24 protein-coding genes are annotated in these 22,151 nt (G+C 55.4%); 16 read left to right on the forward strand and 8 right to left on the reverse strand.

The features are described 5' to 3' along the window. Positions 1-7: 7 nt before the first annotated feature. Both RB2501_RS14630 and RB2501_RS16455 read left to right on the forward strand, forming a co-directional pair. Positions 8-1,513: a M20/M25/M40 family metallo-hydrolase gene (locus RB2501_RS14630; RefSeq protein ID WP_015755640.1), complete on the forward strand. Its 1,506-nt coding sequence runs from the start codon at positions 8-10 to the stop codon at positions 1,511-1,513. Positions 1,514-1,584: 71 nt separating this feature from the next. Then, a complete protein-coding gene (locus RB2501_RS16455) occupies positions 1,585-1,719 on the forward strand; it encodes a hypothetical protein (RefSeq protein ID WP_015755641.1) in 135 nt (44 codons plus the stop codon). Between the two features lie 112 nt (positions 1,720-1,831). Here RB2501_RS16455 and RB2501_RS14635 read toward each other — a convergent pair whose 3' ends face one another. Continuing rightward, a complete protein-coding gene (locus tag RB2501_RS14635) occupies positions 1,832-4,378 on the reverse strand; it encodes a phosphoenolpyruvate carboxylase (protein WP_015755642.1) in 2,547 nt (848 codons plus the stop codon). A 149-nt stretch (positions 4,379-4,527) separates the two neighbouring features. Next, positions 4,528-5,196, reverse strand: a complete 669-nt coding sequence (locus RB2501_RS14640) for a uracil-DNA glycosylase family protein (protein WP_041327916.1) — start codon at positions 5,194-5,196, stop codon at positions 4,528-4,530. A gap of 191 nt (positions 5,197-5,387) precedes the next feature. Here RB2501_RS14640 and RB2501_RS16525 point away from each other — a divergent pair, with 191 nt between their 5' ends. Next, positions 5,388-5,516 (forward strand): 30S ribosomal protein THX, encoded by a 129-nt coding sequence (locus RB2501_RS16525; RefSeq protein ID WP_015755644.1) that lies wholly within the window; start codon positions 5,388-5,390, stop codon positions 5,514-5,516. A 79-nt stretch (positions 5,517-5,595) separates the two neighbouring features. Here the strand turns inward: RB2501_RS16525 and yaaA are convergent, their stop codons facing one another. From yaaA to RB2501_RS14655, 3 genes are all read right to left on the reverse strand, one after another. Further along, positions 5,596-6,357 carry a peroxide stress protein YaaA gene (gene yaaA / locus RB2501_RS14645; protein ID WP_015755645.1) on the reverse strand — a complete coding sequence of 254 codons (762 nt, stop codon included), beginning with the start codon at positions 6,355-6,357 and terminating at the stop codon, positions 5,596-5,598. A 91-nt stretch (positions 6,358-6,448) separates the two neighbouring features. After that, positions 6,449-7,480, reverse strand: a complete 1,032-nt coding sequence (locus RB2501_RS14650; protein ID WP_015755646.1) for an RluA family pseudouridine synthase — start codon at positions 7,478-7,480, stop codon at positions 6,449-6,451. A gap of 2 nt (positions 7,481-7,482) precedes the next feature. Further along, on the reverse strand, positions 7,483-8,070 hold the full coding sequence (locus RB2501_RS14655) for a PASTA domain-containing protein (protein ID WP_015755647.1): 588 nt from the start codon (positions 8,068-8,070) through the stop codon (positions 7,483-7,485). A 92-nt stretch (positions 8,071-8,162) separates the two neighbouring features. Between RB2501_RS14655 and RB2501_RS14660 the strand changes: the two genes are divergently transcribed. The 5 genes from RB2501_RS14660 to RB2501_RS14680 all read left to right on the forward strand — a co-directional run bounded on the left by RB2501_RS14660 (position 8,163) and on the right by RB2501_RS14680 (position 13,862). Continuing rightward, complete coding sequence (locus RB2501_RS14660; RefSeq protein WP_015755648.1) at positions 8,163-9,152, forward strand: D-alanine--D-alanine ligase; 990 nt, start codon at positions 8,163-8,165, stop codon at positions 9,150-9,152. A 27-nt stretch (positions 9,153-9,179) separates the two neighbouring features. After that, the gene (gene coaD, locus RB2501_RS14665; RefSeq protein ID WP_015755649.1) at positions 9,180-9,632 is read left to right on the forward strand and encodes a pantetheine-phosphate adenylyltransferase; all 453 of its coding nucleotides are present in this window, start codon (positions 9,180-9,182) and stop codon (positions 9,630-9,632) included. A 187-nt stretch (positions 9,633-9,819) separates the two neighbouring features. Beyond that, on the forward strand, positions 9,820-11,667 hold the full coding sequence (locus tag RB2501_RS15905; RefSeq protein ID WP_015755650.1) for a PAS domain-containing sensor histidine kinase: 1,848 nt from the start codon (positions 9,820-9,822) through the stop codon (positions 11,665-11,667). Then, complete coding sequence (locus RB2501_RS14675; protein ID WP_015755651.1) at positions 11,654-12,058, forward strand: response regulator; 405 nt, start codon at positions 11,654-11,656, stop codon at positions 12,056-12,058. The genes RB2501_RS15905 and RB2501_RS14675 overlap by 14 nt, the downstream gene beginning before the upstream one ends. 58 nt (positions 12,059-12,116) lie before the next feature. Then, positions 12,117-13,862 (forward strand): M14 family metallopeptidase, encoded by a 1,746-nt coding sequence (locus RB2501_RS14680; RefSeq protein ID WP_015755652.1) that lies wholly within the window; start codon positions 12,117-12,119, stop codon positions 13,860-13,862. A gap of 86 nt (positions 13,863-13,948) precedes the next feature. On the opposite strand, the gene RB2501_RS14685 is transcribed toward RB2501_RS14680, so the two are convergent. Beyond that, a complete protein-coding gene (locus RB2501_RS14685; RefSeq protein WP_015755653.1) occupies positions 13,949-14,551 on the reverse strand; it encodes an NUDIX domain-containing protein in 603 nt (200 codons plus the stop codon). Positions 14,552-14,558: 7 nt separating this feature from the next. Between RB2501_RS14685 and pyrE the strand changes: the two genes are divergently transcribed. After that, the gene (pyrE, locus tag RB2501_RS14690) at positions 14,559-15,200 is read left to right on the forward strand and encodes an orotate phosphoribosyltransferase (protein WP_015755654.1); all 642 of its coding nucleotides are present in this window, start codon (positions 14,559-14,561) and stop codon (positions 15,198-15,200) included. A gap of 1 nt (position 15,201) precedes the next feature. Further along, entirely contained in the window at positions 15,202-15,594 is a 393-nt protein-coding gene (locus RB2501_RS14695; RefSeq protein WP_015755655.1) for an SRPBCC family protein, read from the forward strand. A gap of 21 nt (positions 15,595-15,615) precedes the next feature. Here RB2501_RS14695 and RB2501_RS14700 read toward each other — a convergent pair whose 3' ends face one another. Next, positions 15,616-16,383 (reverse strand): biotin--[acetyl-CoA-carboxylase] ligase, encoded by a 768-nt coding sequence (locus RB2501_RS14700; RefSeq protein WP_015755656.1) that lies wholly within the window; start codon positions 16,381-16,383, stop codon positions 15,616-15,618. Between the two features lie 89 nt (positions 16,384-16,472). Between RB2501_RS14700 and rsfS the strand changes: the two genes are divergently transcribed. The 6 genes from rsfS to RB2501_RS14730 are packed head-to-tail and all read left to right on the forward strand — an operon-like array spanning position 16,473 to position 21,329. Then, positions 16,473-16,847: a ribosome silencing factor gene (gene rsfS / locus RB2501_RS14705; RefSeq protein ID WP_015755657.1), complete on the forward strand. Its 375-nt coding sequence runs from the start codon at positions 16,473-16,475 to the stop codon at positions 16,845-16,847. A 6-nt stretch (positions 16,848-16,853) separates the two neighbouring features. Then, complete coding sequence (gene ftsH / locus RB2501_RS14710) at positions 16,854-18,944, forward strand: ATP-dependent zinc metalloprotease FtsH (protein WP_015755658.1); 2,091 nt, start codon at positions 16,854-16,856, stop codon at positions 18,942-18,944. A gap of 50 nt (positions 18,945-18,994) precedes the next feature. Beyond that, positions 18,995-19,609 (forward strand): LUD domain-containing protein, encoded by a 615-nt coding sequence (locus tag RB2501_RS14715; protein ID WP_015755659.1) that lies wholly within the window; start codon positions 18,995-18,997, stop codon positions 19,607-19,609. A gap of 2 nt (positions 19,610-19,611) precedes the next feature. Continuing rightward, the gene (locus RB2501_RS14720) at positions 19,612-20,415 is read left to right on the forward strand and encodes a phosphatidate cytidylyltransferase (RefSeq protein WP_015755660.1); all 804 of its coding nucleotides are present in this window, start codon (positions 19,612-19,614) and stop codon (positions 20,413-20,415) included. Then, positions 20,405-21,076: a phosphatidylserine decarboxylase family protein gene (locus tag RB2501_RS14725; RefSeq protein ID WP_015755661.1), complete on the forward strand. Its 672-nt coding sequence runs from the start codon at positions 20,405-20,407 to the stop codon at positions 21,074-21,076. The genes RB2501_RS14720 and RB2501_RS14725 overlap by 11 nt, the downstream gene beginning before the upstream one ends. Continuing rightward, positions 21,066-21,329: an acyl-CoA-binding protein gene (locus RB2501_RS14730; protein ID WP_015755662.1), complete on the forward strand. Its 264-nt coding sequence runs from the start codon at positions 21,066-21,068 to the stop codon at positions 21,327-21,329. Before RB2501_RS14725 ends, RB2501_RS14730 begins: the two co-directional genes overlap by 11 nt. Before the next feature lie 2 nt (positions 21,330-21,331). Here the strand turns inward: RB2501_RS14730 and RB2501_RS14735 are convergent, their stop codons facing one another. After that, positions 21,332-22,093, reverse strand: coding sequence for a creatininase family protein (locus tag RB2501_RS14735; RefSeq protein ID WP_015755663.1), 762 nt, complete (start codon positions 22,091-22,093; stop codon positions 21,332-21,334). Positions 22,094-22,151 lie beyond the last annotated feature (58 nt).

The raw sequence follows: 22,151 nt of genomic DNA on the forward strand, positions 1-22,151 counted from the left end.
CCTAATCATGAAATTCCGCCTGCTCCTCCTGCTGATCCTGTTCCAGTTTTCCGTCCGCGGACAGGACGAAGCCCTGCTGAAAACCCAGGTACGGCATACCATCGACGAACTCGTCCAGTTCATCGCCATTCCGAACGACGCCCTGGAACACGCCGATATCAACCGGAACCTCACCTGGCTTACCCGGGCGTTTTCCGAGCGGGGTTTCAACACGAGCATCCTCCCCACCGAAGAAGAGTCCCTGTTCTTTGCCGCCCTGCCCATGGAAGACGGCAAACCCACCCTGCTCTGGTACATGCATTTTGACGGGCAATCCGTGGACCCTTCCCAATGGGACCAGCCGGACCCCTACAAGGTGGTGCTCAAGGCGCCTTCGGGGGAGGGGTGGGAAACCCGGCCGATGAGCGAACTCAGCGACGACATCCCCTACGACTGGCGCCTGTTCGGGCGTTCCGTATCGGATGACAAGGGCCCGATTATCATGATGCTCAACGCCATCGACCTGTTGAAAAAACAGGGAACCTCCCTGCCCTACAACATCAAGGTCATCCTGGACGGGCAGGAGGAGCGCAGCAGCAAGCCTCTGCCCAAAGCAGTGGAAACATACCGGGAACTCCTGCAGGCCGATTACCTGCTGATTGCGGACGGCCCGGTCCACTACTCGGGCAACCCCACCGTGGTATATGGCTGCAGGGGAATAACCACGATGACCCTGACCACCTACGGCCCGGTGCTCCCGCAACACAGCGGCCATTACGGCAATTATGCCCCGAACCCGAATTTCCAGCTGGCGGAGATCCTGGCGAGCATGAAAGACCGGGAAGGACGGGTACTGATCCCGGGATATTACGACGGCATCAGCCTGAGTGAGGCTGAAATGGATATCCTCCGATCCGTCCCGGACGAGGCCTCATTGATCAATGGGAACCTCCAGATCGCCGAACCGGACCAGGTGGGCAGCTTTTACCAGGAAGCCCTGCAATATCCCTCCCTGAACGTTCGCGGCATGGGCTCCGGATGGATCGGATCCGGGGCGCGAACCATCGTACCTGCCACTGCCACAGCCGAAATTGACATTCGCCTGGTCCCTGAAACGGACGGGAAACGGATGAAAAAGCTGGTCAGGGACCACATTGCCAGCCTGGGATACCGGATAACGGAACAGGAGCCGGATGCCGGGATGCGCACTACCCAATCCCATTGGGTGCGGGTTACAGAAAGTGAAGTCACTGATGCGTTCCGCACCCCCCTGGACAACCCTTTCGGGATGCACCTGGTCTCCCTGCTGGGGGAAACCTTTGAAAAACCGGTGGTTCAGATCCGAATTGCAGGGGGTACCGTCCCAATCGCCCCGTTTGTCAACGCCCTGGATATCCCGGCCTTCCTCCTGCCCCTGGTCAATCCGGACAACAATCAGCACAGCCCCAATGAAAATCTGGAAATCGGACAGATCGCCTACGGACTCCGGGTTTTTGAAGTGATCCTCAGCACGCCGCCTCCCGGGGGATTTTAGCAGTTTTTAACGGTTTTTCTCAACCTAATTACCTATATTAAAGATAGTTAACTAGAAAAAAGAGAAAGACCATGAGTGATAGAAGGAAGTTTAAGAGAAAGAAAGAACAACACAACCCGGCCAATCCCACGGGAAATACAAATATCGACACAAATACCTTTGATATAGACGAATCCACCATCAAGGATCAACAGAACAAGAGCTGAGCGGTTAACCTGCCGCCCGGCGAACCATGAAAAAACCGGAGTTTCTCGCGAAACTCCGGTTTTTTATTTGCATCCCGGTACCGGAAAACCATTAAATCGGCGTGTCCCTATGTCAGGCTGAGTTCCGGCTCGCATTGATATTGCCGTAGAGGGAGCGGGTCACGATCTTTTCGTAGAGTTCCTTCCGGTCCGTGCCCTCGGCAATTCGATGCAGGGCGTATTGTTGGATAACCAAAAGGGGCAGCACAATGTTCTCGCGAATTTTCACGGACTCCCGGGAAACCGACTCATTTTCCATCAGGACTTTGTAGCCGGAGAGCTGCAGGAGCATCTGTTTTGAGAGCTTATACTCCCGGTACAGCATCTCCCAGAACCCCTTATAAACCTCGTCCTCCTTCATATAGCTGGTGAGTTCAAAATAACATTTGGTGAGACTCATCATGCTGTTGAGCATCAGGGCCCGGAAGAAAGCAACCTCCTTATACATCTTCTTGAGTTCGGGCATCCGCCCCTCGTCCTTGAGTTGTTTCAGGGCCGTCCCAATGCCATAGTAGCCGGGGACATTCTGCTTGAGCTGGCTCCAGGAACCGACAAACGAAATGGCCCGCAGGTCGGAGAATTCCAGCTTCGCTTTATTGCCCCGTTTCCCGGGGCGGCTGCCGATATTGGCGTTTGAATAATATTTCAGCGTGCTCCGATTTTCCAGGTAAGGCAGGAAGAGCTCGTGCTGCTTGAGGGCATTGTATTTTTCAAAACTCAGCTCGGACAGGGTTTCGAGCAAGTCCCGCTGGGATTTGTCGATGACGTTCTCCTTGCCGAAGATTGTGTTTGAAAGGCCTGCAGTCAGCAGCTGTTCGCTGTTATGCATAAACAATTCCTTGGTGCCGAAGGTACTGGTAATAGTCTGCCCCTGTACGGTCAGCTGGATTTCGTGGTTGGCGATGGCCTTGGTCTGGGCTGCATAAAACCGGTGGGTTTTGCCGCCGCCCCGGGCGGGCGGGCCGCCGCGGCCGTCGAAGAATATCGCCTTGATCTTGTTGCGCCGGCAAACACGGGAAAGGGTTTCCTTGGTTTTGAATATCGACCAGTTGGCCTTCAGGTACCCCCCGTCCTTGGTCCCGTCTGAAAACCCGAGCATAATGGTCTGCAGGTCCCGCCGCTGGGCCACATGGGCCCGGTATTCCGGCAGGTCGAACAGGGTTTGCATCACGGATTCCGCCTCGGCCATCCCCTTCATGGTCTCAAAGAGCGGGATGATATCGAAGGTCAGGTCCCGGTTTTTCCAACCGGACCAGCGCAACAGCCCGAACACAAAGAGGACGGAGAAGATATCCTCCGAGTTGCTGATGATATACCGGTTACAGCCGTCTTCCCCGTTTTTGCGCTGGATCTCCTCGAGCTGTGCCATATTGACCAGCGTATCCTTCACGATGGGGTCGTCATAGGCCGACGGGTCGAGTTCCAGGGATTCCCGGGTCAGCAACTCCACCAGGCGCTCCTCCGGTAATTCGTCCAGGGATTCTTTAATGAGGCCATGGTGCCGGAGCACCGTCTCCACCACCTGGTAGTGCTTGCTGTGATCCTGGCGAATATCCAACGTGGCGAAGTGCGTTTTAAACAATCGCACCTTGTCGATAAAATGGTCGAGTTCCTTCAGGTAAAGCCCGTAGTAGTCCCGTACGAGGATTTCCCGAATTTCCCTCAGGGTTTCGATCATCTCCTCATAAGACAGGGTTTTACTCGTATCGAACATGGCCACATAGGCCTTGCCCCGCAATTGCTGCATTTGTTCCTGTACCCCGCGGAACGAGATGCGCTTCTGCAGGGTTTTCAGGTCGTTGTAATAACATTTCATCAGGGTGGTGCGGAGTTCGTCGGCCACGTCCATGGTGATATCCGCGGTGACATAGGGGTTCCCGTCCCGGTCGCCGCCCGGCCAGAAGCCCAGCTTGATGATGTCCGGGTTGTCGTACGCGTCGTTTTCGATACTCCCCTTGATATACGCATAGAGGTCTCCGACTGCCTGGTAGTAAACATGGCGAAGCGTATAGATGATGTTTTTGGCCTCGTCCAGGGGAGTCGGCTTTTTACTGTTGATCAGGGAGGTAAGGCCCAGCTGCTGGAGGGTCACGTCGATCTCGTCGATCTTGTTCTCCAGAATCAGCGTGCGGAGCTCGGCGATGATGTCCAGTACGGCCGGCGTGTAAAACTGCGTCGGGTGGGCCGTCAGGACGATACGGGCGCTGAAGGATTCCAGCTTTTTAGAAACCTTGTCCCAGCGCTTGTTCTTTTTGGCCAGCTGGAAATAGTCGCGGATGGACAGGGAATCCGTGTGCACGTGGAGCCTGGGGAAAGCGGCATCCTCCACGCTGTCGTAGAGCACCACCTGGCGTTCCACGTACTGGATTATCCGAAACATCAGGTCGATGCGCTCCTTCTCGTCTGTCGCCTGGGTAAAATTCTCAAAGAAATCGTCGAGGATTTCCGTCGGGTTCTTCCCCGATTTGAGCCCGCGATCACATTGCTGAAACAAAAGTGGGATATAGATGCCCACATTTTCCCCTTCCGTATAGGGCAGGTTCAGGAAGAGGCTGTTATAGATGTTAAATTTATTGCGTACGGATTTTTTGAATTCTTTCAGTCGTTCGACCTGGCTCATAGTAATTTCTCTGATTAATTCCCGACCTGCCGATGGCTTCGATGCCGCCGGCAGATACCGTAAAGTTCCTGAATTGGCCGGGATATTCAAGGCATTCCCGGCCCGAATAACAAAATATGGCAACACGTACACAAAACCAACAAAATCCGCTAGAAAAACGGTTCGTATTGCTCCACCCTGAAGTCCAGGGTGGTATAGGCAGGATCGGCCGCTTTTCGCGACTTGTATGCCGGCATGCTGCCTACGGCCCGGTTGGCAGAACCGGAAGGCGCAGTAAGGGAAACCGTCCGGATTTCCCGGTTGGAACCGCCCTTACCGGGCAGGACGAACCGGTGGATACGGGGAACCCGGTCCACCACCGAACTGAGCCTGAGCCCCGAATCGGCCAGGTGCCTGCGGAAGAGGTATTCCGGGCCATTCTTGCTGTTGCCTCCCGTAAAGAGGAGGGTATCCACCGACGGGAATTGCCGCAGCAGTCCGGTCAGGTCGCGCAGCCGGATCTCCCGCATCCCGGTGTCCGAGGCATCCACCTTTTCCCGGCGGGCACGGTCTACAATATCACAAATGCCAATGCCGCGGGCCATCAAAAAGCGCTTTCTCTGGTCGATAGCCTCTGCCGTATTCTCGAATTTTAGGCCCAGGTTAAAAATCCGGTCCAGGATGGGCCAGAGCTGGCCGTCGCGGCTGCCGTAGCAAAAATCCACATCCCCCGGCAGCAATTCCCCGGTGGTAAACCGCGGCGGCGGCAGCGTACCCACTACCCAGCGCGTGGCTCGCTCAAATACAAAAGGCGGGTATGGATGGACGTGCTCAAACATGTTCCGGGGATTTACCTTCAGCCGGGCATTCTTCATTGGGGGGCAGCCGGGCATTCTTCCTTTGGGGGCAGCCGGCATTCTTCCTTTGGGGCGTATTATTTCAGCCGCCAATTTCCTTAAGCGAGATCGCGTTGCCCCGCTTGACGGTTCCTCTCAAATTGCCTAAATTAGTAGGAACAAACTACGCGACAATGGGCAAGGGAGACAAAAAGACGAAAAGGGGTAAAATCGCCAACAAATCCTTTGGCGCCAGGCGCCCCCGTAAAATCCGGAAAAAAACTCCGGTAGAGGAAAAAATCAATATCAAGGGCAAATCCTGACAGCGGGTTCGCAGGGGGCTCCTCCGGGATGCTTCCCAGGCCTGAGCCTGCGCCGGTACGACGGTACCGGGCCCTCCTTTCATCGCACAAAAACGGGCTGGTCTTCCCGCAGGGTGTGTTCCTTGCTGTACTGGTAATCGTCGTAATCGAATCCCAGCAATCCTTCCGGCCGGTCGATCCCCTGATCCAGGATGTACCGCACCATGGAACCCCGCGCCTTTTTGGCAAAGAAACTGATGATCCGGAGCTTGTCCTTGCTCCAATCCTTAAAAACCGGGGTTACCACCGGGGCTTTGAGGTTCTTGCTGTCCAGGGCGCTGAAATACTCCTTACTCGCCAGGTTGACCAGTACATCCCCCTCCGCCATTTCCGAATTTAACTGGTCGGTGAGTTTTTTCTTCCAGAACTCATACAGGTTCTTTTTCCTCCCCAACCGCAATTGGGTGCCCATCTCCAGGCGATACGGCTGGATCAGGTCCAGCGGACGGAGCAGGCCGTAGAGACCGGAGAGAATCCGGAGCTTCTCCTGGAGGGCGTCCAATTGACCCGGTTCCAGCGTATAGGCGTCGAGTCCCTGGTAGACGTCCCCGTTGAACGCGAATACCGCCGGGCGTGCATTCCCGGGTGTAAACGGGAGGGAAAATTCCTGGTTGCGGGTCCAGTTCAATTCGGAGAGTTCCTGGGATATGTCCATCAGGCGCGCCAGGGAGCGCGGTTTTTTCTTGGCCAGCACTTTATTGATCCGGGCGGCTTCCTCGGTAAACCGGGGTTGCGAATACCGCTCCGTGGGCAGCCCGGTTTCAAAATCCAGGGATTTGGCCGGGGACAGGACAATTTTCATAGCGTTCAGTTTTGGGGGTTAAAAATACAAAGCAGAGGTGAAATGGGTAAGCGCGTACCAGGGATGTTGTTTATACCGCCATCGCCTGCTTCTATTCCAGGCGGTGCTTTGCGTAGTCCCGCCATTTGATAATACAGGCCGCCATATCTTCAGGCACCGGGGCCTCAAAATCCAGCTCCTTCCCGCTCAGCGGGTGGGTAAAGCCAAGGGTCCTGGCATGTAGGGCCTGACGGGGCAGGATCTTGAAGGCGTTCTCCACAAACTGTTTGTACTTGGTAAAAGAAGTCCCCTTGAGGATGCGGTCGCCCCCATAGCGGGAGTCGTTGAAGATTGTATGGCCAATGTGCTGCATATGGACGCGGATCTGGTGGGTCCGTCCGGTTTCCAGCCTGCAGGAAACCAGGGTGACATACCCCAGGCGTTCCTCAACCCGGTAATGCGTCACGGCCTCCTTGCCCTGGGAGCCGTCCGGGAACACCTGCATCTGCAGCCGGTTTTTCGGGTTCCTGCCGATAGGCCCCTCCACGGTGCCCGAATCGTCGGCAACATTCCCCCAGACCAGGGCCAGGTACTCCCTCCGGGTGGTCTTGTCGAAAAATTGCCGGGCCAGGTTGGCCATGGCGGCTTCCGTCTTGGCAATGACCAGCAGGCCGGAGGTCTCCTTGTCGATGCGGTGGACGAGGCCCGGGCGATTATCCGAATTTAACGGAAGCTGGTCCAGGTGGTGGACCAGGGCATTGACCAGGGTACCGGTATAATTTCCGTGGCCCGGGTGGACCACCATCCCGGCTGGCTTGTTTACCACCAGCAGCACCTCGTCCTCATAGACAATATCCAGCGGGATGTCCTCGGGCAACAAGAGGTTCTCGTAAGGCGGGTGTTCGAACAACACGCGGATCGTATCCCCGGGTTTGACGCGGTAATTTTGTTTGATCACCTGTTCGTTGGCCCGGATATTGCCGTCCCGGGCCGCCTGCTGGATCTTGTTGCGGGTGGCGTTCCGGATGCGGGTCATCAGGAATTTGTCTACCCGGAGGGGTTTCTGGCCCGTATCCGCGGTAAAGCTGTAATGCTCAAATAATTCGTCTTCTTCCGGGTCTTCCTGTTGGGAGTGCGCTGCCATGCTCAATCGGATTCCGATTGGATCCGGGCCTGATCCGGGATATTCCCGTTGCCGCAGATCAGTTCTACCCGGGAGGTTTTCGGTAGTTTGTCGCCCGGGTTGATGTATTTGCCGTCGTGCCGGATGCGATAGACCATATCCTTGCCCAGTTCGTCGATGTAGGTGACGCGTTCCACCTCCAGGCCAACGGCCCGCAACATGGACTCCGCATTGCGTTGGGTTACCTGGATGATGTCCGGGACGCTGACTTTCTTGTATCCCGACGGGTTCACCGTCACGTAGATTTTCCGGTTCTCCTTGACGCGGTTGCCCGCCGGCGGGTTTTGCTCGATAATCGAAAACCGCGGGTACTCCGGGTCAAAATTGGCAGAGTCCACCACCTCGTAACGCAACCCGGCTGCCTCTACCGCCTGGCGCATCTCGGGAACGGACATCCGCCCCAGGTCGGGTACCTGCACAAACTCCCCGTGGCGGGTAGTGCTCTCGAGCCACTGCAGCGTCACAAAGGAAATCACCACGACCGCCACCAGGGCGAGTGCCAGGTTGATCAAAAATACCCGGGAGCGTAGAAAATTCAGGAAGTTGCGCATACGGTTCTTATTAACCCCACAAATATAGGAAACCCGCCTGTTTTTTAATTAAATTGGGCCGGTCTTACGATCAATTTAACGCAATCCACAGCATGGGATCCACCAAAAAAATTGCCGTGATCATGGGCGGCTATTCCAGCGAATACGAAATTTCCCTGAAAAGCGGGGAGGTTGTCTGCAAGTGGCTGGACCGCGATCAATACGACCCGTACCGCATCCTGATCCGCCGCGATAAATGGGTGATGCTGGGGGATTCCGGCCGGGAATACCCCGTCAGCCGGCACGACTTCAGCGTCGAACTGGAGGACGGCACACTCCGGTTCGACTGCGTCTTCAATGCCATACACGGTACCCCGGGGGAAAACGGTCTGATGCAGGCCTATTTTGAATTGATCGGCATGCCCCAGACTTCCTGCGGTTTTTACCAGGCGGCGGTTACCTTTAATAAACGCGACCTGCTGGGTATCCTGAAATCCGCCGGGGTGCCGGCTGCCCGGTCCTACCACCTGGACAGGGGCCAGGAGCTCAACCAGCAGGCCATCCTGGATGCGGTGGGCCTGCCGTGTTTTGTAAAGGCCAACCGGGCGGGCAGCAGTTTCGGGGTGAGCCTGGTTCGGGAAGCCTCCGGCCTGCAGGCCGCTGTTGAAAACGCCCTGAAGGAAGACGACGAAATCCTGATCGAAGCAGCCCTCCAGGGCACCGAGGTCTCCGTGGGGGTGATCCGCTACCAGGGGGCCACCCGCGTACTGCCCATCACCGAAATCGTTTCGGAAAACGATTTCTTCGACTACCAGGCCAAATACGAAGGCAAGTCGCGGGAAATTACCCCGGCCCGGATCCCGGAAGACACTGCAGAAAAAGTTCGGGAGCTCGCGGCGCGGATCTACGACCGGCTCCGGATGACCGGGTACAGCCGCTCGGAGTTTATCCTGGTGGATGGGGAGCCCCACTTGCTCGAAGTAAACACCACCCCCGGGCTTACCGAGGCGAGCATCCTGCCCCAGCAGGCCGCCTGTGCCGGCATCTCGCTTACCGAACTGTTCGGGAGCGCCATTGCGGACGCTTTGGACAAAAATGGTTAGCTTTAAACAACCAAACTGCAAACCGGCATGAAACGCGCTGTCTTTCCGGGGTCCTTTGACCCGATCACCCTGGGGCATTACGACATTATCCAACGGGGCGTCTCCCTTTTTGACGAGTTGATCATCGCCATTGGGGAGAATGCTGAAAAATCCTATATGTTCGGACTCGAACAGCGCATGGATTTTATCCGGGAGGCGTTCCGCGATACGCCCGCCATCAGCGTACAATCCTACAGCGGGCTCACCGTGGACTTTTGCCGGAAGGTAGACGCCGGGTTCATCCTTCGCGGCCTGCGAAACCCGGCCGATTTTGAGTTTGAGAAAGCCATCGCCCATACCAACCGGAAGCTTTCGGAGATCGAAACCGTTTTTTTGCTCACCTCTTCCGGAAAATCCTATATCAGTTCGTCCATTGTCCGGGATGTCATCCGCAATGGCGGTGACTATACCGGGCTCGTACCGGATACTGTAAGATTCTGACGCCCGGCACCTGTGCAAATCCTGATACCGGGTCCGGTCGAACCTGAAACACGGGCCGGATCCCCGGAATACAGGGACGTCCAACCCCATAAATAGACCGCCTCACCACGAATTGGGGGCAGTTCACAACAATACTTGCACATATAATAGGAATCCCAGTATTTTCGTAGGAAATATCTGATGAGTTTTGAAGGAGACGCAAGTACACGCACAGAGTTTTCTGATTTCACAAATACCCAGCCCTACGGCATTCCTCAATCGGGACCTCGAAGTGGTCCACGCATCGGATACCTTTATCGAGACTTTTCATTTCGACAAAAAAAACCTGTTTGGACGTAGGATTTCCGAAGTCCTCCCCCAGGCCCCGGAACACCTGATCGGCGTCATGCAACGCTGCCTGAAGGGAACTGACGGCAAAAAAGGCATCGACCGCTTTGTGACCTCCGACAACGAGGAACACTGGTACGAGTCGAGCAATACGCCCTGGTACGACAAAAATGAAAACGTCATTGGCGTTATCCTTCAAATTACCAACATCACCGACCGGATCCAAAAGGAACTCCAGTACGAAAAAACGCAAATCCTTTTGGAAGCCAAGGCGGTGAATGCCCGCATCGGCAGCTGGGAATACAATGCCTTTACGGAGAAACTCAGCTGGTGCCCGATGACCCGCAAAATCCACGAGGTCCCGGACGACTACAAACCAACAATTGACGACGGCATTGAATTCTACAAGGAAGGCTATTCGCGAAATGCAATCTCCATGGCGGTATATAAGGCGATGGAAACCGGGCAACCCTGGAAGGAAAAGCTGAAAATCGTTTCCCGAACCGGAAAGGAACTCTGGGTAATCGCCACCGGGAAGCCGCTCTACAAGGACGGCATCTATATCGGGCTGATCGGGACCATCCAGGACGTTACCGAAGCCAATATCTCCCACCAGCGGTCTACGGAGAGCGAAAACCTGCTACGAACAGTGGTAGACAACCTCCCGCTTAACGTCTATATCAAGGACCTGGAATCCCGGAAAATCCTCGTAAACAAGGCGGAATGCGCCTACCTCGGGGTATCCGACGCGGATGAACTGCTCGGAAAATCAGACTTTGAACTCTACAACCGGCAAATTGCCCAGGAATCCCGCGATGAGGACCTCTTTGTCCTGAACAACGGGACCCCGTTGTTGGGCAAGGAGACCATTTCTGTACGCAAGGATGGAAAAGTCACGCACTTTTTGAGTTCCAAAATCCCGCTTTTTGACGAAGACGGCGAGGTCTACGGCCTTCTGGGCCTCAGCATGGATATTTCCGACCTGAAACAAAAGGAATCCGAATTGCGGCAACTGATCGACGTTTCCTCCCAGCAGAATAAAAAGCTCGTGAATTTTGCGCACATCGTCTCCCACAACCTCCGGTCGCACAGCGCCAATTTTTCGATGCTGCTGGATTTCCTTTCCTCCGAACCCGACGGGGAGGAACGCAACCGGATCCTGGGCATGCTCAACAATGCTTCGGACAACCTGCTGGAGACCCTCGAAAACCTCAACGAGGTGATCGCCATCAATACAAATGTGCGGATGGAAAAGAAGGAGGTCCGCCTGCACCGGGCGGTACACGCTGCCCAACAGCACCTGTCGGAATTCCTGAAATCCCACAATGCCAAAGTATTCAACGAAATCCCGCCGGAGGCTGTCATGCGTGCCATCCCTACCTACCTGGACAGTATCCTGATCAATTTTATCACCAACGGGGTCAAATACCGGCACCCCGAACGGGTACCCGAAGTGCGCCTCTCCTATGAAAAATCCGGGGGGCAGGACGTCCTGGTGATTTCGGACAACGGACTGGGGATCGACCTGAAAAAATACGGGGACAAGTTATTCGGCATGTACAAGACATTCCACAACCACCCGGAAGCCCGGGGTATCGGTTTGTATATCACCAAAAACCAGGTGGAGGCCATGAATGGCCGGATCCAGACCAGCAGTACGGTCGGGGAGGGTACGATTTTTAAAATTTTCCTGGATGAACAAGGTTGACCAAATCTTTATTATCGACGACGATCCGATCACAGTTTTCGGGATCCGTAAAATGCTGATGGCCCTCGATGCGGCGGCAGCGATTGACTCATTTGCCAACGGGCAGCTGGCCCTGCAGAAAATTGAGGAATTGCTCGAACAGGGCGGCAACCTGCCCGACGTGGTTTTCCTGGACATCAACATGCCCATTATGGACGGCTGGCAATTTTTGGAGGCTTTTATCCAATTGCCCTGTCCGCGGCCCATCCGCATCAACATCGTCACTTCTTCCATCGACCCGAACGACCTGGATCGATTTGAAAACTTCAAGACGCGCACCAGCCATATCCTGGAATACCGGAACAAACCCATCCGCCTCAGCGACCTGGAGGAAATTACACGGGCCGCATAGGGAACGATATTTGACACCTTATTTGGTACCTTTGCCGTAAACTACAAATCGGCAATCCATGCGGACTTTACAGTGGTGCCTGCTGGCATTGGCAATCCTTACGGCGGGATGCGAAAAGCAAGCCGAAGACGCCCGGTCGGAATTCCCCACGCCTTTTGAATCCGGCGACGGGAATACCACGGCGACCTACGCCGAAACCATTGATTTCTACCTGCAACTGGCCCGGGAATACCCGGAAGTAAACGTACAGACCCTGGGTGCTACCGACAGCGGCAAACCCCTTCACCTGGTGACCTATAGCCCCGAAGGGGATTTCAATTTTGAGCGCCTGCGCCGGGAGCATGCCATTTTATTGATCCTCAACGGCATCCACCCGGGTGAAAGCGACGGGATCGACGCCAGTATGCTGCTGCTGCGCGACCTGGCGGCAGGCAAACTACAAGTTCCTGAAAAACTGGTGGTTGCGGTAATTCCCGTATATAACGTGGGGGGAGCGCTCAACCGGAACAGCGGTTCGCGGGCCAATCAAAACGGGCCGGCATCCTACGGGTTCCGGGGAAATGCGCGCAACTACGACCTCAACCGGGATTTTGTAAAAATGGATACCCGGAATGCCCGGACATTTGCACAGATTTTCCATCTGGTTGAACCGGATTTCTTTTTGGACAACCACGTGAGCAACGGGGCGGATTACCAATACACGCTTACCCACCTTTTCACACAGCACAACAAACTCGGGGGGCCGCTTGGGGGGTACCTGGAAGACAGCCTGCGAACCGCACTCGAAACATCCCTTGCGCGCAACGACTGGGAGATTACTCCCTATGTAAATGTATTTAACCGCCCCCCGGAGTCCGGGTTCAGCCAGTTTATGGACTCCCCGCGGTATTCCACGGGGTATGCCGCTCTTTGGAATACGCCCGGGATGATGCTGGAAACCCACATGCTCAAACCCTATGACCAGCGGGTTGCCGGAACCTACGCCCTTATGGAGTCGTTGATGGCACTGGTGGCGGAACGGCGCGAAGCCCTCCGGGAGCACCGCGGGCAGACAAAAGCGTCCTGGGTACCCGGCTCCGGCTACCCGCTGGGCTGGAAAGCAGACAGTACGCAGTTCCGGATGCTCGATTTCAAGGGATACCAGGCCGATACGATTCCCAGCGCGGTTAGCGGGCAACCCCGGCTTCAGTATGACAGGAACCGCCCCGTGGAAACCCGGGTCCGGTATTACAACCAGTTCCGGCCCACGGACTCGGTGCGAATTCCCGAGGCCTACATCATCCCCCGTCAGTGGACCCGGGTGGTGGAGCGCCTGGAGTGGAACAACATTCGCTACCGGGCCCTGGAGCGGGATACCACCCTGGGGGTTACCTCCTATCGCATCGCGGATTACAGCACGTACCAGCAGGCCTATGAGGGGCACTACCCGCATTACGCCACAAGCGTAACCGCCGATACCGTCAGGCGGGATTTCCACGCGGGCGACCTGGTGGTCCCCACCGACCAGCCCGGGGTGCGCTATCTCCTGGAAACCCTGGAGCCCATGGCGCCGGATTCATTTTTCAATTGGAATTTCTTCGACACCATCCTCCAGCAAAAAGAGGGGTTCTCCCCCTACGTCTTCGAGGAGACTGCAGCGGAACTCCTGGCCGGCGATTCCCTGTTGCGGAAAAAATTCCAACGCATGCGGGATTCGGTCCCGGGCTTTGCCGATTCCGGCTACCGCCAGCTCAATTGGATCTACATGCAGAGTCCGCACTACGAAGCAGCCCACCTGCAGTATCCGGTATACCGGCTTGAATAGTTTTGTAAATAAAGTGGGGTCCGCGGATGAAAGGGTTTCCCCGGGACAGTTTCAGCGAATTTTCCGGGCCGGAAGCTTCCTGCGGATCAGAGGCTTTCCGCAGGCGGTTCAAACAGGATGCGGATATTGATATAGGATTTCTTCAGCGCTTTCTGAATCTTCCGGGGCCCCTTCCATTTGACTTTCTTGATCCCCTCGCTTTTCTGGCCCTTCAATTTGCCGGAATAATCCGTTTTCATAGCGTACCAGTGCACTTCCTTGAGGTGGTATTTCCCCTTGCGCTTGAAGACGTGGTAGGTGGTGCGCAGATGGTTTTCGATTCTCAGGCCCTTGACGCCGGTTTCTTCTTTTACCTCCCGGAGGGCGCACTCCTCCAGGCTTTCCTTTTTCTTGATCTTCCCCTTGGGTAAATCCCACTTTTTGTTCCTGTAGATGAAAAGGACCTTTCCCTGCGGGTTGGTCACCACGCCTCCGGCCGCCACGGTGAGCGGGATCTTGGCCGCGAACTTATTGAGGATCTCCTCGATGTTCGGGTGGTAGATAAAGGCTTTGCTGAGTTTTTTCTTCGAAAGGGACTCTACGGCAGTCTGCACTGCGTCGTCATTCATCATAAAGTATTCCCCTTCCGCGGACTCCACGATTTTGTCTGTCAAAATCAGGGGCCTTTCATTCACAAAAACTTTATACATTTACAGCATGGTTTTAGATGATGAAACGGCTCGGAAAACCGCAGAGCTGCTGCTGCAAATTAATGCAATAAAATTAAAACCTGAAAATCCCTTTACCTGGGCTTCCGGGTGGAAATCCCCTATCTATTGCGACAACCGCATTGTACTGTCCTACCCGGATATACGGGAGTACATCGCCGGGCAACTGGCGCACCAGCTCACGGAACAATACGGGCGGCCGGACCTGGTGGTGGGGGTTGCCACAGGCGCCATCGGCATCGGTATGCTGGTGGCCGAAAAACTCGGGTTGCCCTTTGCATACGTCCGTCCCGAACCCAAGTCGCACGGGCGGCAAAACCAGATTGAGGGCCAGGCTACAACCGGCCAGCGCGTCGTGGTGATCGAAGACCTGATCAGCACCGGCAAGAGCAGCCTGAACGCCATCGCGGCCCTGGACAAGGCCGGGTTGCAGGTTTTGGGTATGCTGGGTATTTTCAGTTATGGCTTTGACGTCGCGGCGGAAAATATTGCCAGGCGGGGCATCCCGGTCCATACCCTCAGCACTTACGGCCACCTGATTGGCCTGGCATCCGAATCCGGCTACATCCAGCCGGACCAGATGGAAACCCTGCGCGAATGGCGCAGAAACCCCCAAGAATGGAACAACTGATATGTATTTAGAATCACCCGCCGTACAGCTCGAGAAAGGCCCGGAGGCCACGTTTGCCTTCCTGAGCGACCTATCGAATTTTGAACAACTCATGCCTGAAAACATCCAGACCTTTGAGGTACTCGGGCCGGATACTTTCCGCTTCGCGCTGAAGGGCATGCCGGAAATCGTCCTGGAACGAAAATCCGAAGACCCCCCCAACCAGCTGGTTCTCGGGGCGGCCAGCGACAAACTCCCGTTTACCCTGACGGCAGATATTCGGGAAATTTCCGCAGGGAAGAGCGAGGTCCAACTTACATTCGAAGGGACCTTCAACGCGATGATGGCCATGATGGTTAAGGGCCCTATCACGAATTTCCTGGGTACATTGAGCACCAACCTGGCCCGGGTTTGATACCGGGGGAACCCCCAGCCCTTACCGGGCTTCCGGGCCGTAGTGCAACCGGATCTCCTTAAATCCAAAGGCCCGGACCTGCCGTTCGCCGGTGGCAACCAGCAAGCGGCCTTCCGCATCCACCCCCTGTATGACACCCGCAAAGAGACCGCGGTCTGCCGTACTGAATTTGGACTCGGCCCCTTTCCTGAAAAGGCGGGCCTCATAGCGGTCGTGCAGCGACCCATAGCGCAAGGGCGGCTCCGGCGAAGGCTGCGACTCCAGACCTGACAGCTCTTTCCAAAGGGCCTCCTGGAGACGGTCCAGGAGCTGGTCCCTGTCCAGGTTGCGACCGGCCCGGACAGCCAGGGATGCGGCAGCCGGCAGGCCGGGGAATGCCCGCTGGTTCACGTTGAGGCCGATTCCGACGATGCTGTGGGTGATCCCGCCGGATTGCAGGGCATTTTCGATCAGGATTCCGCAGACCTTATACGGACCTGACAGAATGTCGTTCGGCCATTTTACAGAAATTTCGGGGATTTCCAGGGCGTCCAGGACGCTGACTATCGCCAGGGATACCGCCATATTCAGCCGAAAATGCTCCCGGGCAGGAAAGCCTGAAAATCGCTTCAGAATACTGAATGTCAGGTTTTTACCCTCCTCTGATTTCCAACCGGACCCCCGCTGTCCCCTTCCCCTTGTCTGCACCCCGGCAGAAACCAGCGTGCCGTCGGGCAATTCGCGTTCTCGCAACAATCGCTTTAAATAGGCGTTTGTGGAATCTGTGGCAGGGAGTTTGATTCGTTGCATAGGGGCCGGCAGGGCCGTGAAGCTTATGTTAAAAACAGTGCCTAAAAAAACAAAAAAATAATAACTTTGTAGAAACCTAAAACTTTTGGATGACGAAAAGGGAAGCAAGTGCAGATGAATTGATTGCCTTAATTTTACATGGAATAGAAGAAGTAAAAGGATTAGATATAAACCTGCTCGATTTAAGGGCCATTGACAATACGGTTTGCGATTATTTTGTGATTTGCAACGGAACCTCCAACACACATGTCAATGCCATCGTAAATTCCATTCAGAAAACAGTTAGCAAAGCTATTAATGACAAGCCCTGGCATGTAGAAGGTTCGGAAAATGCCGAATGGGTGTTGATGGACTATGTAAATGTCGTCGTCCACGTGTTCCAGAAGCACGTTCGGGAGTACTATGATATTGAGGGACTTTGGGGAGATGCCAAGGTGACGCTCGTCGAAAGCAGCTACAACTAAGAAACAATGGCAAAAGACAATAAAACCCCCCAAAAAAAGCCGCGATTCAGTTCCTGGTGGATATACGGTTTAATCATCGTATTCCTCATCGGCTTCCAGTTCTTCGGTAGCGACAGCCTGTCGCCCACCAGTAAAACGACTACGTCGGAACTTCAGGAATTTCTCCGGAACGGGGATATCGATAAAATTCTGATCATCACCAATACGCGTCAGGCACGGGTATACCTCACCGAGGAAGCCATGACCAAGGACGTGCACCGGGATGTATCCGACCAGCCCTTCTCCCTGAGTTCGGGCAGCGTCCCCCAGTACGTGCTGGACTACGGCGACCTGCAGAACTTCGAGAACGACATCAAGAAAATCAAGCAGGAGAACAACCTGGACACTGTTGTGGACTACGATACGGAGTCCAATGTGTTTATGGAACTCCTCCTGACCATCCTCCCCTTTGTCCTGATTATCGGGATCTGGATCTATCTGATGCGCCGGATGTCCGGCGGGGCCGGTGGCGGTGCCGGCGGCCAGATATTCAATATCGGGAAATCCAAGGCCAAGCTCTTTGACGAGAAAACCGATACGCGTACCTCCTTCAAGGATGTAGCCGGCCTGGAAGGCGCCAAGGAGGAAGTGGAGGAAATTGTGGAATTCCTGAAAAACCCGGATAAATACACCTCCCTGGGCGGGAAAATCCCGAAAGGGGCCCTCCTCGTGGGGCCGCCCGGAACCGGAAAGACCCTCCTGGCCAAGGCCGTTGCCGGGGAAGCCAAAGTGCCCTTTTTCTCCCTGTCCGGATCGGATTTCGTAGAGATGTTTGTCGGGGTCGGGGCCTCCCGGGTCCGCGACCTGTTCAAACAGGCCAAAGACAAATCGCCGGCTATCATCTTCATCGATGAAATCGACGCCATCGGCCGCGCCCGGGGTAAAAACAACTTTACCGGATCCAACGACGAACGTGAAAATACGCTGAACCAGCTCCTGACGGAGATGGACGGGTTTGGCACAAATACGAACGTGATCGTACTGGCCGCCACCAACCGGGCCGATGTGCTCGATAAAGCGCTCATGCGGGCCGGGCGGTTCGATCGGCAGATCTACGTGGACCTGCCGGATATCCGGGAGCGAAAAGAGATTTTTGAGGTGCACCTGCGCCCCATCAAGACAGCCGAGACTCTGGACCTGGACTTCCTGGCCCGGCAGACGCCCGGTTTCTCGGGGGCGGACATCGCCAACGTCTGCAACGAAGCCGCACTGATCGCCGCGCGGAAGGAGCGCAAGGCGGTGACCAAGCAGGACTTCCTGGACGCGGTGGACCGGATTGTCGGCGGGCTTGAGAAGAAAAACAAGATCATCACCCCGGAGGAGAAAAAAACCATCGCCTACCACGAGGCCGGGCACGCCACGGTGAGCTGGATGCTGGAGCACGCCGCCCCCCTGGTAAAGGTGACCATCGTCCCGCGGGGGCAATCCCTGGGGGCAGCCTGGTACCTGCCTGAAGAACGCCTGCTGGTTCGCACCGAACAGATGCTGGACGAGATGTGTGCCACCCTGGGAGGACGCGCTGCGGAAAAAGTGATCTTCGACAAGATTTCAACCGGGGCGCTCAGCGACCTGGAAAAGGTGACGAAACAGGCGCGCGCCATGGTTACCATCTACGGGTTGAACGAAGCCATCGGCAACCTGACGTATTACGATTCTTCCGGACAGAACGAATACGGGTTCACCAAGCCTTACAGTGAGGAAACCGCCCGAAAAATCGACCAGGAAATTTCCCGGATTGTCGAAGCGCAGTACGCGCGGGCCATCGATGTCCTCAAGAAGAACAAGGACAAATTAATTGAACTGGCCGAGCGTTTGTTGGACAAAGAAGTTATCTTTAAGGAGGATTTGGAAAAGATCTTCGGGAAGCGCCCGTTTGAAAAATTCGACAAGCTCGGGCAGGAGAAAACCCTCGATGCGCCTGACGCGGGCGACAAGGGGGCTGCGGAGGCTGACGGTTCGGAGAACGACGCGGAGCCCAAGGCTTCAAAACCGGCCGGCGGCAAGGATCCCGAATCACCGGAAGAACAGGAGGAGAAGACCGTTGAAAAAGAGAATTAAGCGGTCGTACGCGGGTGCCGGTGCGGTAGCCGCAATACGAATATCAGTTCATGGGGCTATTTGATAAACTTTTCGGAGGAGGAAAGAAGAAGAAGCGTTCCAAGGAAACGGTTCAGACACGGGGCGTGCATATGCCCGATTTGCAAATTCCTGTCGACGAGAAGTTTACGATTCAGTTCAAGAAAAACGGCGGCAAATTTATCTATTGCGATAATTTTGAGGAGGTCCGGGAAGCCCTGAAAAACATCGTGGAGGAGAACCAATGGCAGGAGGCCTCTTTTTTTGTGATGAACCCCGCCCTGGAGGAGCGTTTTAAAAACGAAAACCTCCGATTTTCATCCAAAAGCGCCCAAAGCGGGGTCTTTTTTACCACCTGCGAACACCTGGTGGCCCAGAACGGGTCCATCCTGGTTTGCTCCAACCAGTTGCTGGAGAAGAAGCTGGGCGAACTCCCGGAGAACATCATCGTCTTCGCCACCACCAGCCAGCTGGTGGAATCTATTGGGGAAGGCCTCAAAATCATCAAGAAAAAGTACAAAAATCGAATCCCGGCGAACATCACCACGCTGAAACACTTCCAGCCAACCACCGAAAACGCCAAGGATTTTCTCACCTACGGCAGTAGTTCAAAACACCTGTACCTGCTCTTATTGGAGGATCTGTAGCCATGAGGGAGGTATTCAGACGCCTGATCACGGGCGTACTTTACGTTTTACTCCTGCTCTCCGCGGTCTTCCTCAGTTCGGACGCCTTCGATTTCCTCTTTATGGTCTTTGGCCTGGCCTGCCTCTACGAATACAAGCGCCTGGTGCTCCTCAGGGGGTATTACATCTTTATCGCCTACCTGGGGCTGTGGTGGGTGTTTATCTACCTGACCCGGGACGTAATACTGATCCGGCTGCTGCTCATGCTGACCCTGGTTGTGAATATTACCCTGATGGCCTGGCTGTACAGCAAACGCAAAAATCCCTTTACCAATTTGCAGAAGTTCCTCGTCGGGCTTTTTTATATCGGCGGGGGCTGCATTTTCCTGACCATGATCCCCTACAAGGACGACGTTTTTGCCAAATACCTGATAACGGGTATTTTTATCCTGATCTGGGTGAACGATTCCTTTGCCTACCTGGTGGGCAAAACCATCGGCAAACACAAGTTGTTTCCCTCTGTATCGCCGAAAAAGACGATAGAGGGGACCCTCGGGGGGATGGTATTCGCAATAGCCGCTTCGGCCCTACTGGGATACCTCACCCCGGTACTGCACACCTGGGAGTGGGTGGTACTCGGGCTCGTGCTGGTCGGCATGGGGACCTACGGCGACCTGATCGAGTCCCGGTTGAAACGCGCAGCCGGCATCAAAGACAGCGGGGCCATCCTGCCCGGACACGGGGGGATGCTGGACCGCCTGGACAGTTTGGTATTTGCCGCGCCTTTTGCATATTTGACATTATTAATTCTCAGCTATGTTTCATAGGGAAGGCCAACGGATTATCCTGATCACCTTTGTGCTTTGTGCACTACTGGCCGTCGTGGCCGAACACCATGTCGTATCGGCCCCGTGGCGTATCGGGGTACAGGTTGCGGCAATTGTCGTCCTGATCCTGATCCTGCAGTTTTTCCGAAACCCCAGGCGGATAGCCCCCAAAAACTTTGATGAAATCCTCGCCCCGGTAGACGGGAAGGTGGTGGTAATCGAAGAAATCGAAGAGAAGGAATATTTCCGCGACCGGCGCATCCAGATCTCCATCTTCATGTCGCCCATCAACGTGCACGTAACCCGATATCCGGCCAGCGGGGTGATTACCTACTCCAGGTACCACCCGGGCAAATACCTGGTGGCCTGGCACCCGAAATCGAGCGAAGAGAACGAGCGGACCACCGTGGTGATCCGGACGCCCAAATTCGGCGAAATCATGTATCGCCAAATTGCAGGAGCCATGGCCAGGCGCATTGTGAATTATGCAGAAGAAGACGAAAGCGTTCAGCAGGGCGAGGATTCGGGTTTTATAAAATTCGGCTCCCGGGTAGATGTGATCCTGCCCCTGAACAGTACGATAACCGCCAGGCTTCAGCAAAAAGTCCGCGGCGCCCAGACGTGTATAGCAACCCTACCACAACAACGGGATGATGAGTGAAGACCTCCATACGCGGTTCAGGCAGGCAGTTGACCGCGTCAACAGCTATACCAAGCCCCTGCCGGCTGATTTCCTGTTGAAACTCTACGCCTACTACCGCATAGCCAACAAGGATTACAGCCATCCCGGGAGTAAAAAGCCCCTGATCAACGCCTTTAAGGCCAACGCACTCATCCAGGCCCGGAACGTTACCCCGGAAGGGGCTATGCAGGCCTATATCGACCTGGTGCAACGCGAATTGCCCAAAGAGTAGCGCTACCCGTACATATCCGCCGGATCGGCCCGGGAGAGTTCCAGCAGGAATGCGCCGATCTTCCGGCTTACGTCCCTGAAAAACCGGGCACCCTTTTCCGCGGATGCCGCTGAAGGATCCCCTACCCCGGTATCCGCACTCACTTCGGACCATTTTCGTTCGGCCCAGGCCCAGTCCTGGTTGAGCCCCTCGATACGGAATTTCCGGGAAGCCCCGTCCCCCCAGGATTCCCTGGGAAGTACCAGGTCCGGCCGAAGGTGCAGCATCAGGCTGGTTTCCGCCTCATCGGCATGGTCCCCGGGGGCTTCCCAATACGTCTCCCGATCCATCGCCCGGAACCAATTGGTCATGCATACAAAGAGGTCCGGGTACCTCAGGCCGAGTTCCCGCAGGAGGGCTTTGAAATTATTCCCGCCATGACTGTTGAACACGACCAGTTTTTGAATGCCATGGCGGTGGAGGGTAGCCGCCACATCATCCAGTATGGCGAGCTGTGTGCTCGGGTTCAGGTTCATGTCCAGGTAGATGTCCGCCTGCCCGGTATTGACCCCGAACGGAATGGTCGGCAGGACCACCACCCGGCCACCCGCTTCCCAGGCATGAGCGGCCGCTGCCGCAGCCAGGGCATCCGCTTCGTAGTTATCCGTCCCGTAGGGCAGGTGGTAATTGTGGGCTTCCGTGGCTCCCCAGGGAAGGATGGCCAGGTCAAACCGGGTCTCCTTCAGGGCCTTCCAATTCGTTTCTGCAAGTATATAGGGTCGCATATTCGTTGAAATTTTAAATGTAGGGGTTGAGCGGATGGTTCGGAAATTGTCACCCCGA

The organism is Robiginitalea biformata HTCC2501 (assembly GCF_000024125.1).
Lineage (GTDB): Bacteria > Bacteroidota > Bacteroidia > Flavobacteriales > Flavobacteriaceae > Robiginitalea > Robiginitalea biformata.

Coding starts and splice junctions, on each gene's coding strand:
- ftsH (WP_015755658.1), top strand. CDS start 16,854: ATGGCAAAAGACAATAAAACCCCCCAAAAAAAGCCGCGATTCAGTTCC.
- RB2501_RS14700 (WP_015755656.1), bottom strand. CDS start 16,383: ATGCAACGAATCAAACTCCCTGCCACAGATTCCACAAACGCCTATTTA.
- RB2501_RS14630 (WP_015755640.1), top strand. CDS start 8: ATGAAATTCCGCCTGCTCCTCCTGCTGATCCTGTTCCAGTTTTCCGTC.
- RB2501_RS14660 (WP_015755648.1), top strand. CDS start 8,163: ATGGGATCCACCAAAAAAATTGCCGTGATCATGGGCGGCTATTCCAGC.
- RB2501_RS14735 (WP_015755663.1), bottom strand. CDS start 22,093: ATGCGACCCTATATACTTGCAGAAACGAATTGGAAGGCCCTGAAGGAG.
- RB2501_RS14650 (WP_015755646.1), bottom strand. CDS start 7,480: ATGGCAGCGCACTCCCAACAGGAAGACCCGGAAGAAGACGAATTATTT.
- yaaA (WP_015755645.1), bottom strand. CDS start 6,357: ATGAAAATTGTCCTGTCCCCGGCCAAATCCCTGGATTTTGAAACCGGG.
- RB2501_RS16455 (WP_015755641.1), top strand. CDS start 1,585: ATGAGTGATAGAAGGAAGTTTAAGAGAAAGAAAGAACAACACAACCCG.
- RB2501_RS16525 (WP_015755644.1), top strand. CDS start 5,388: ATGGGCAAGGGAGACAAAAAGACGAAAAGGGGTAAAATCGCCAACAAA.
- RB2501_RS14680 (WP_015755652.1), top strand. CDS start 12,117: ATGCGGACTTTACAGTGGTGCCTGCTGGCATTGGCAATCCTTACGGCG.
- RB2501_RS14730 (WP_015755662.1), top strand. CDS start 21,066: ATGATGAGTGAAGACCTCCATACGCGGTTCAGGCAGGCAGTTGACCGC.
- RB2501_RS14725 (WP_015755661.1), top strand. CDS start 20,405: ATGTTTCATAGGGAAGGCCAACGGATTATCCTGATCACCTTTGTGCTT.
- pyrE (WP_015755654.1), top strand. CDS start 14,559: ATGGTTTTAGATGATGAAACGGCTCGGAAAACCGCAGAGCTGCTGCTG.
- RB2501_RS14685 (WP_015755653.1), bottom strand. CDS start 14,551: ATGTATAAAGTTTTTGTGAATGAAAGGCCCCTGATTTTGACAGACAAA.
- rsfS (WP_015755657.1), top strand. CDS start 16,473: ATGACGAAAAGGGAAGCAAGTGCAGATGAATTGATTGCCTTAATTTTA.
- RB2501_RS14635 (WP_015755642.1), bottom strand. CDS start 4,378: ATGAGCCAGGTCGAACGACTGAAAGAATTCAAAAAATCCGTACGCAAT.
- RB2501_RS14720 (WP_015755660.1), top strand. CDS start 19,612: ATGAGGGAGGTATTCAGACGCCTGATCACGGGCGTACTTTACGTTTTA.
- RB2501_RS14675 (WP_015755651.1), top strand. CDS start 11,654: ATGAACAAGGTTGACCAAATCTTTATTATCGACGACGATCCGATCACA.
- coaD (WP_015755649.1), top strand. CDS start 9,180: ATGAAACGCGCTGTCTTTCCGGGGTCCTTTGACCCGATCACCCTGGGG.
- RB2501_RS14640 (WP_041327916.1), bottom strand. CDS start 5,196: ATGTTTGAGCACGTCCATCCATACCCGCCTTTTGTATTTGAGCGAGCC.
- RB2501_RS14655 (WP_015755647.1), bottom strand. CDS start 8,070: ATGCGCAACTTCCTGAATTTTCTACGCTCCCGGGTATTTTTGATCAAC.
- RB2501_RS14715 (WP_015755659.1), top strand. CDS start 18,995: ATGGGGCTATTTGATAAACTTTTCGGAGGAGGAAAGAAGAAGAAGCGT.
- RB2501_RS14695 (WP_015755655.1), top strand. CDS start 15,202: ATGTATTTAGAATCACCCGCCGTACAGCTCGAGAAAGGCCCGGAGGCC.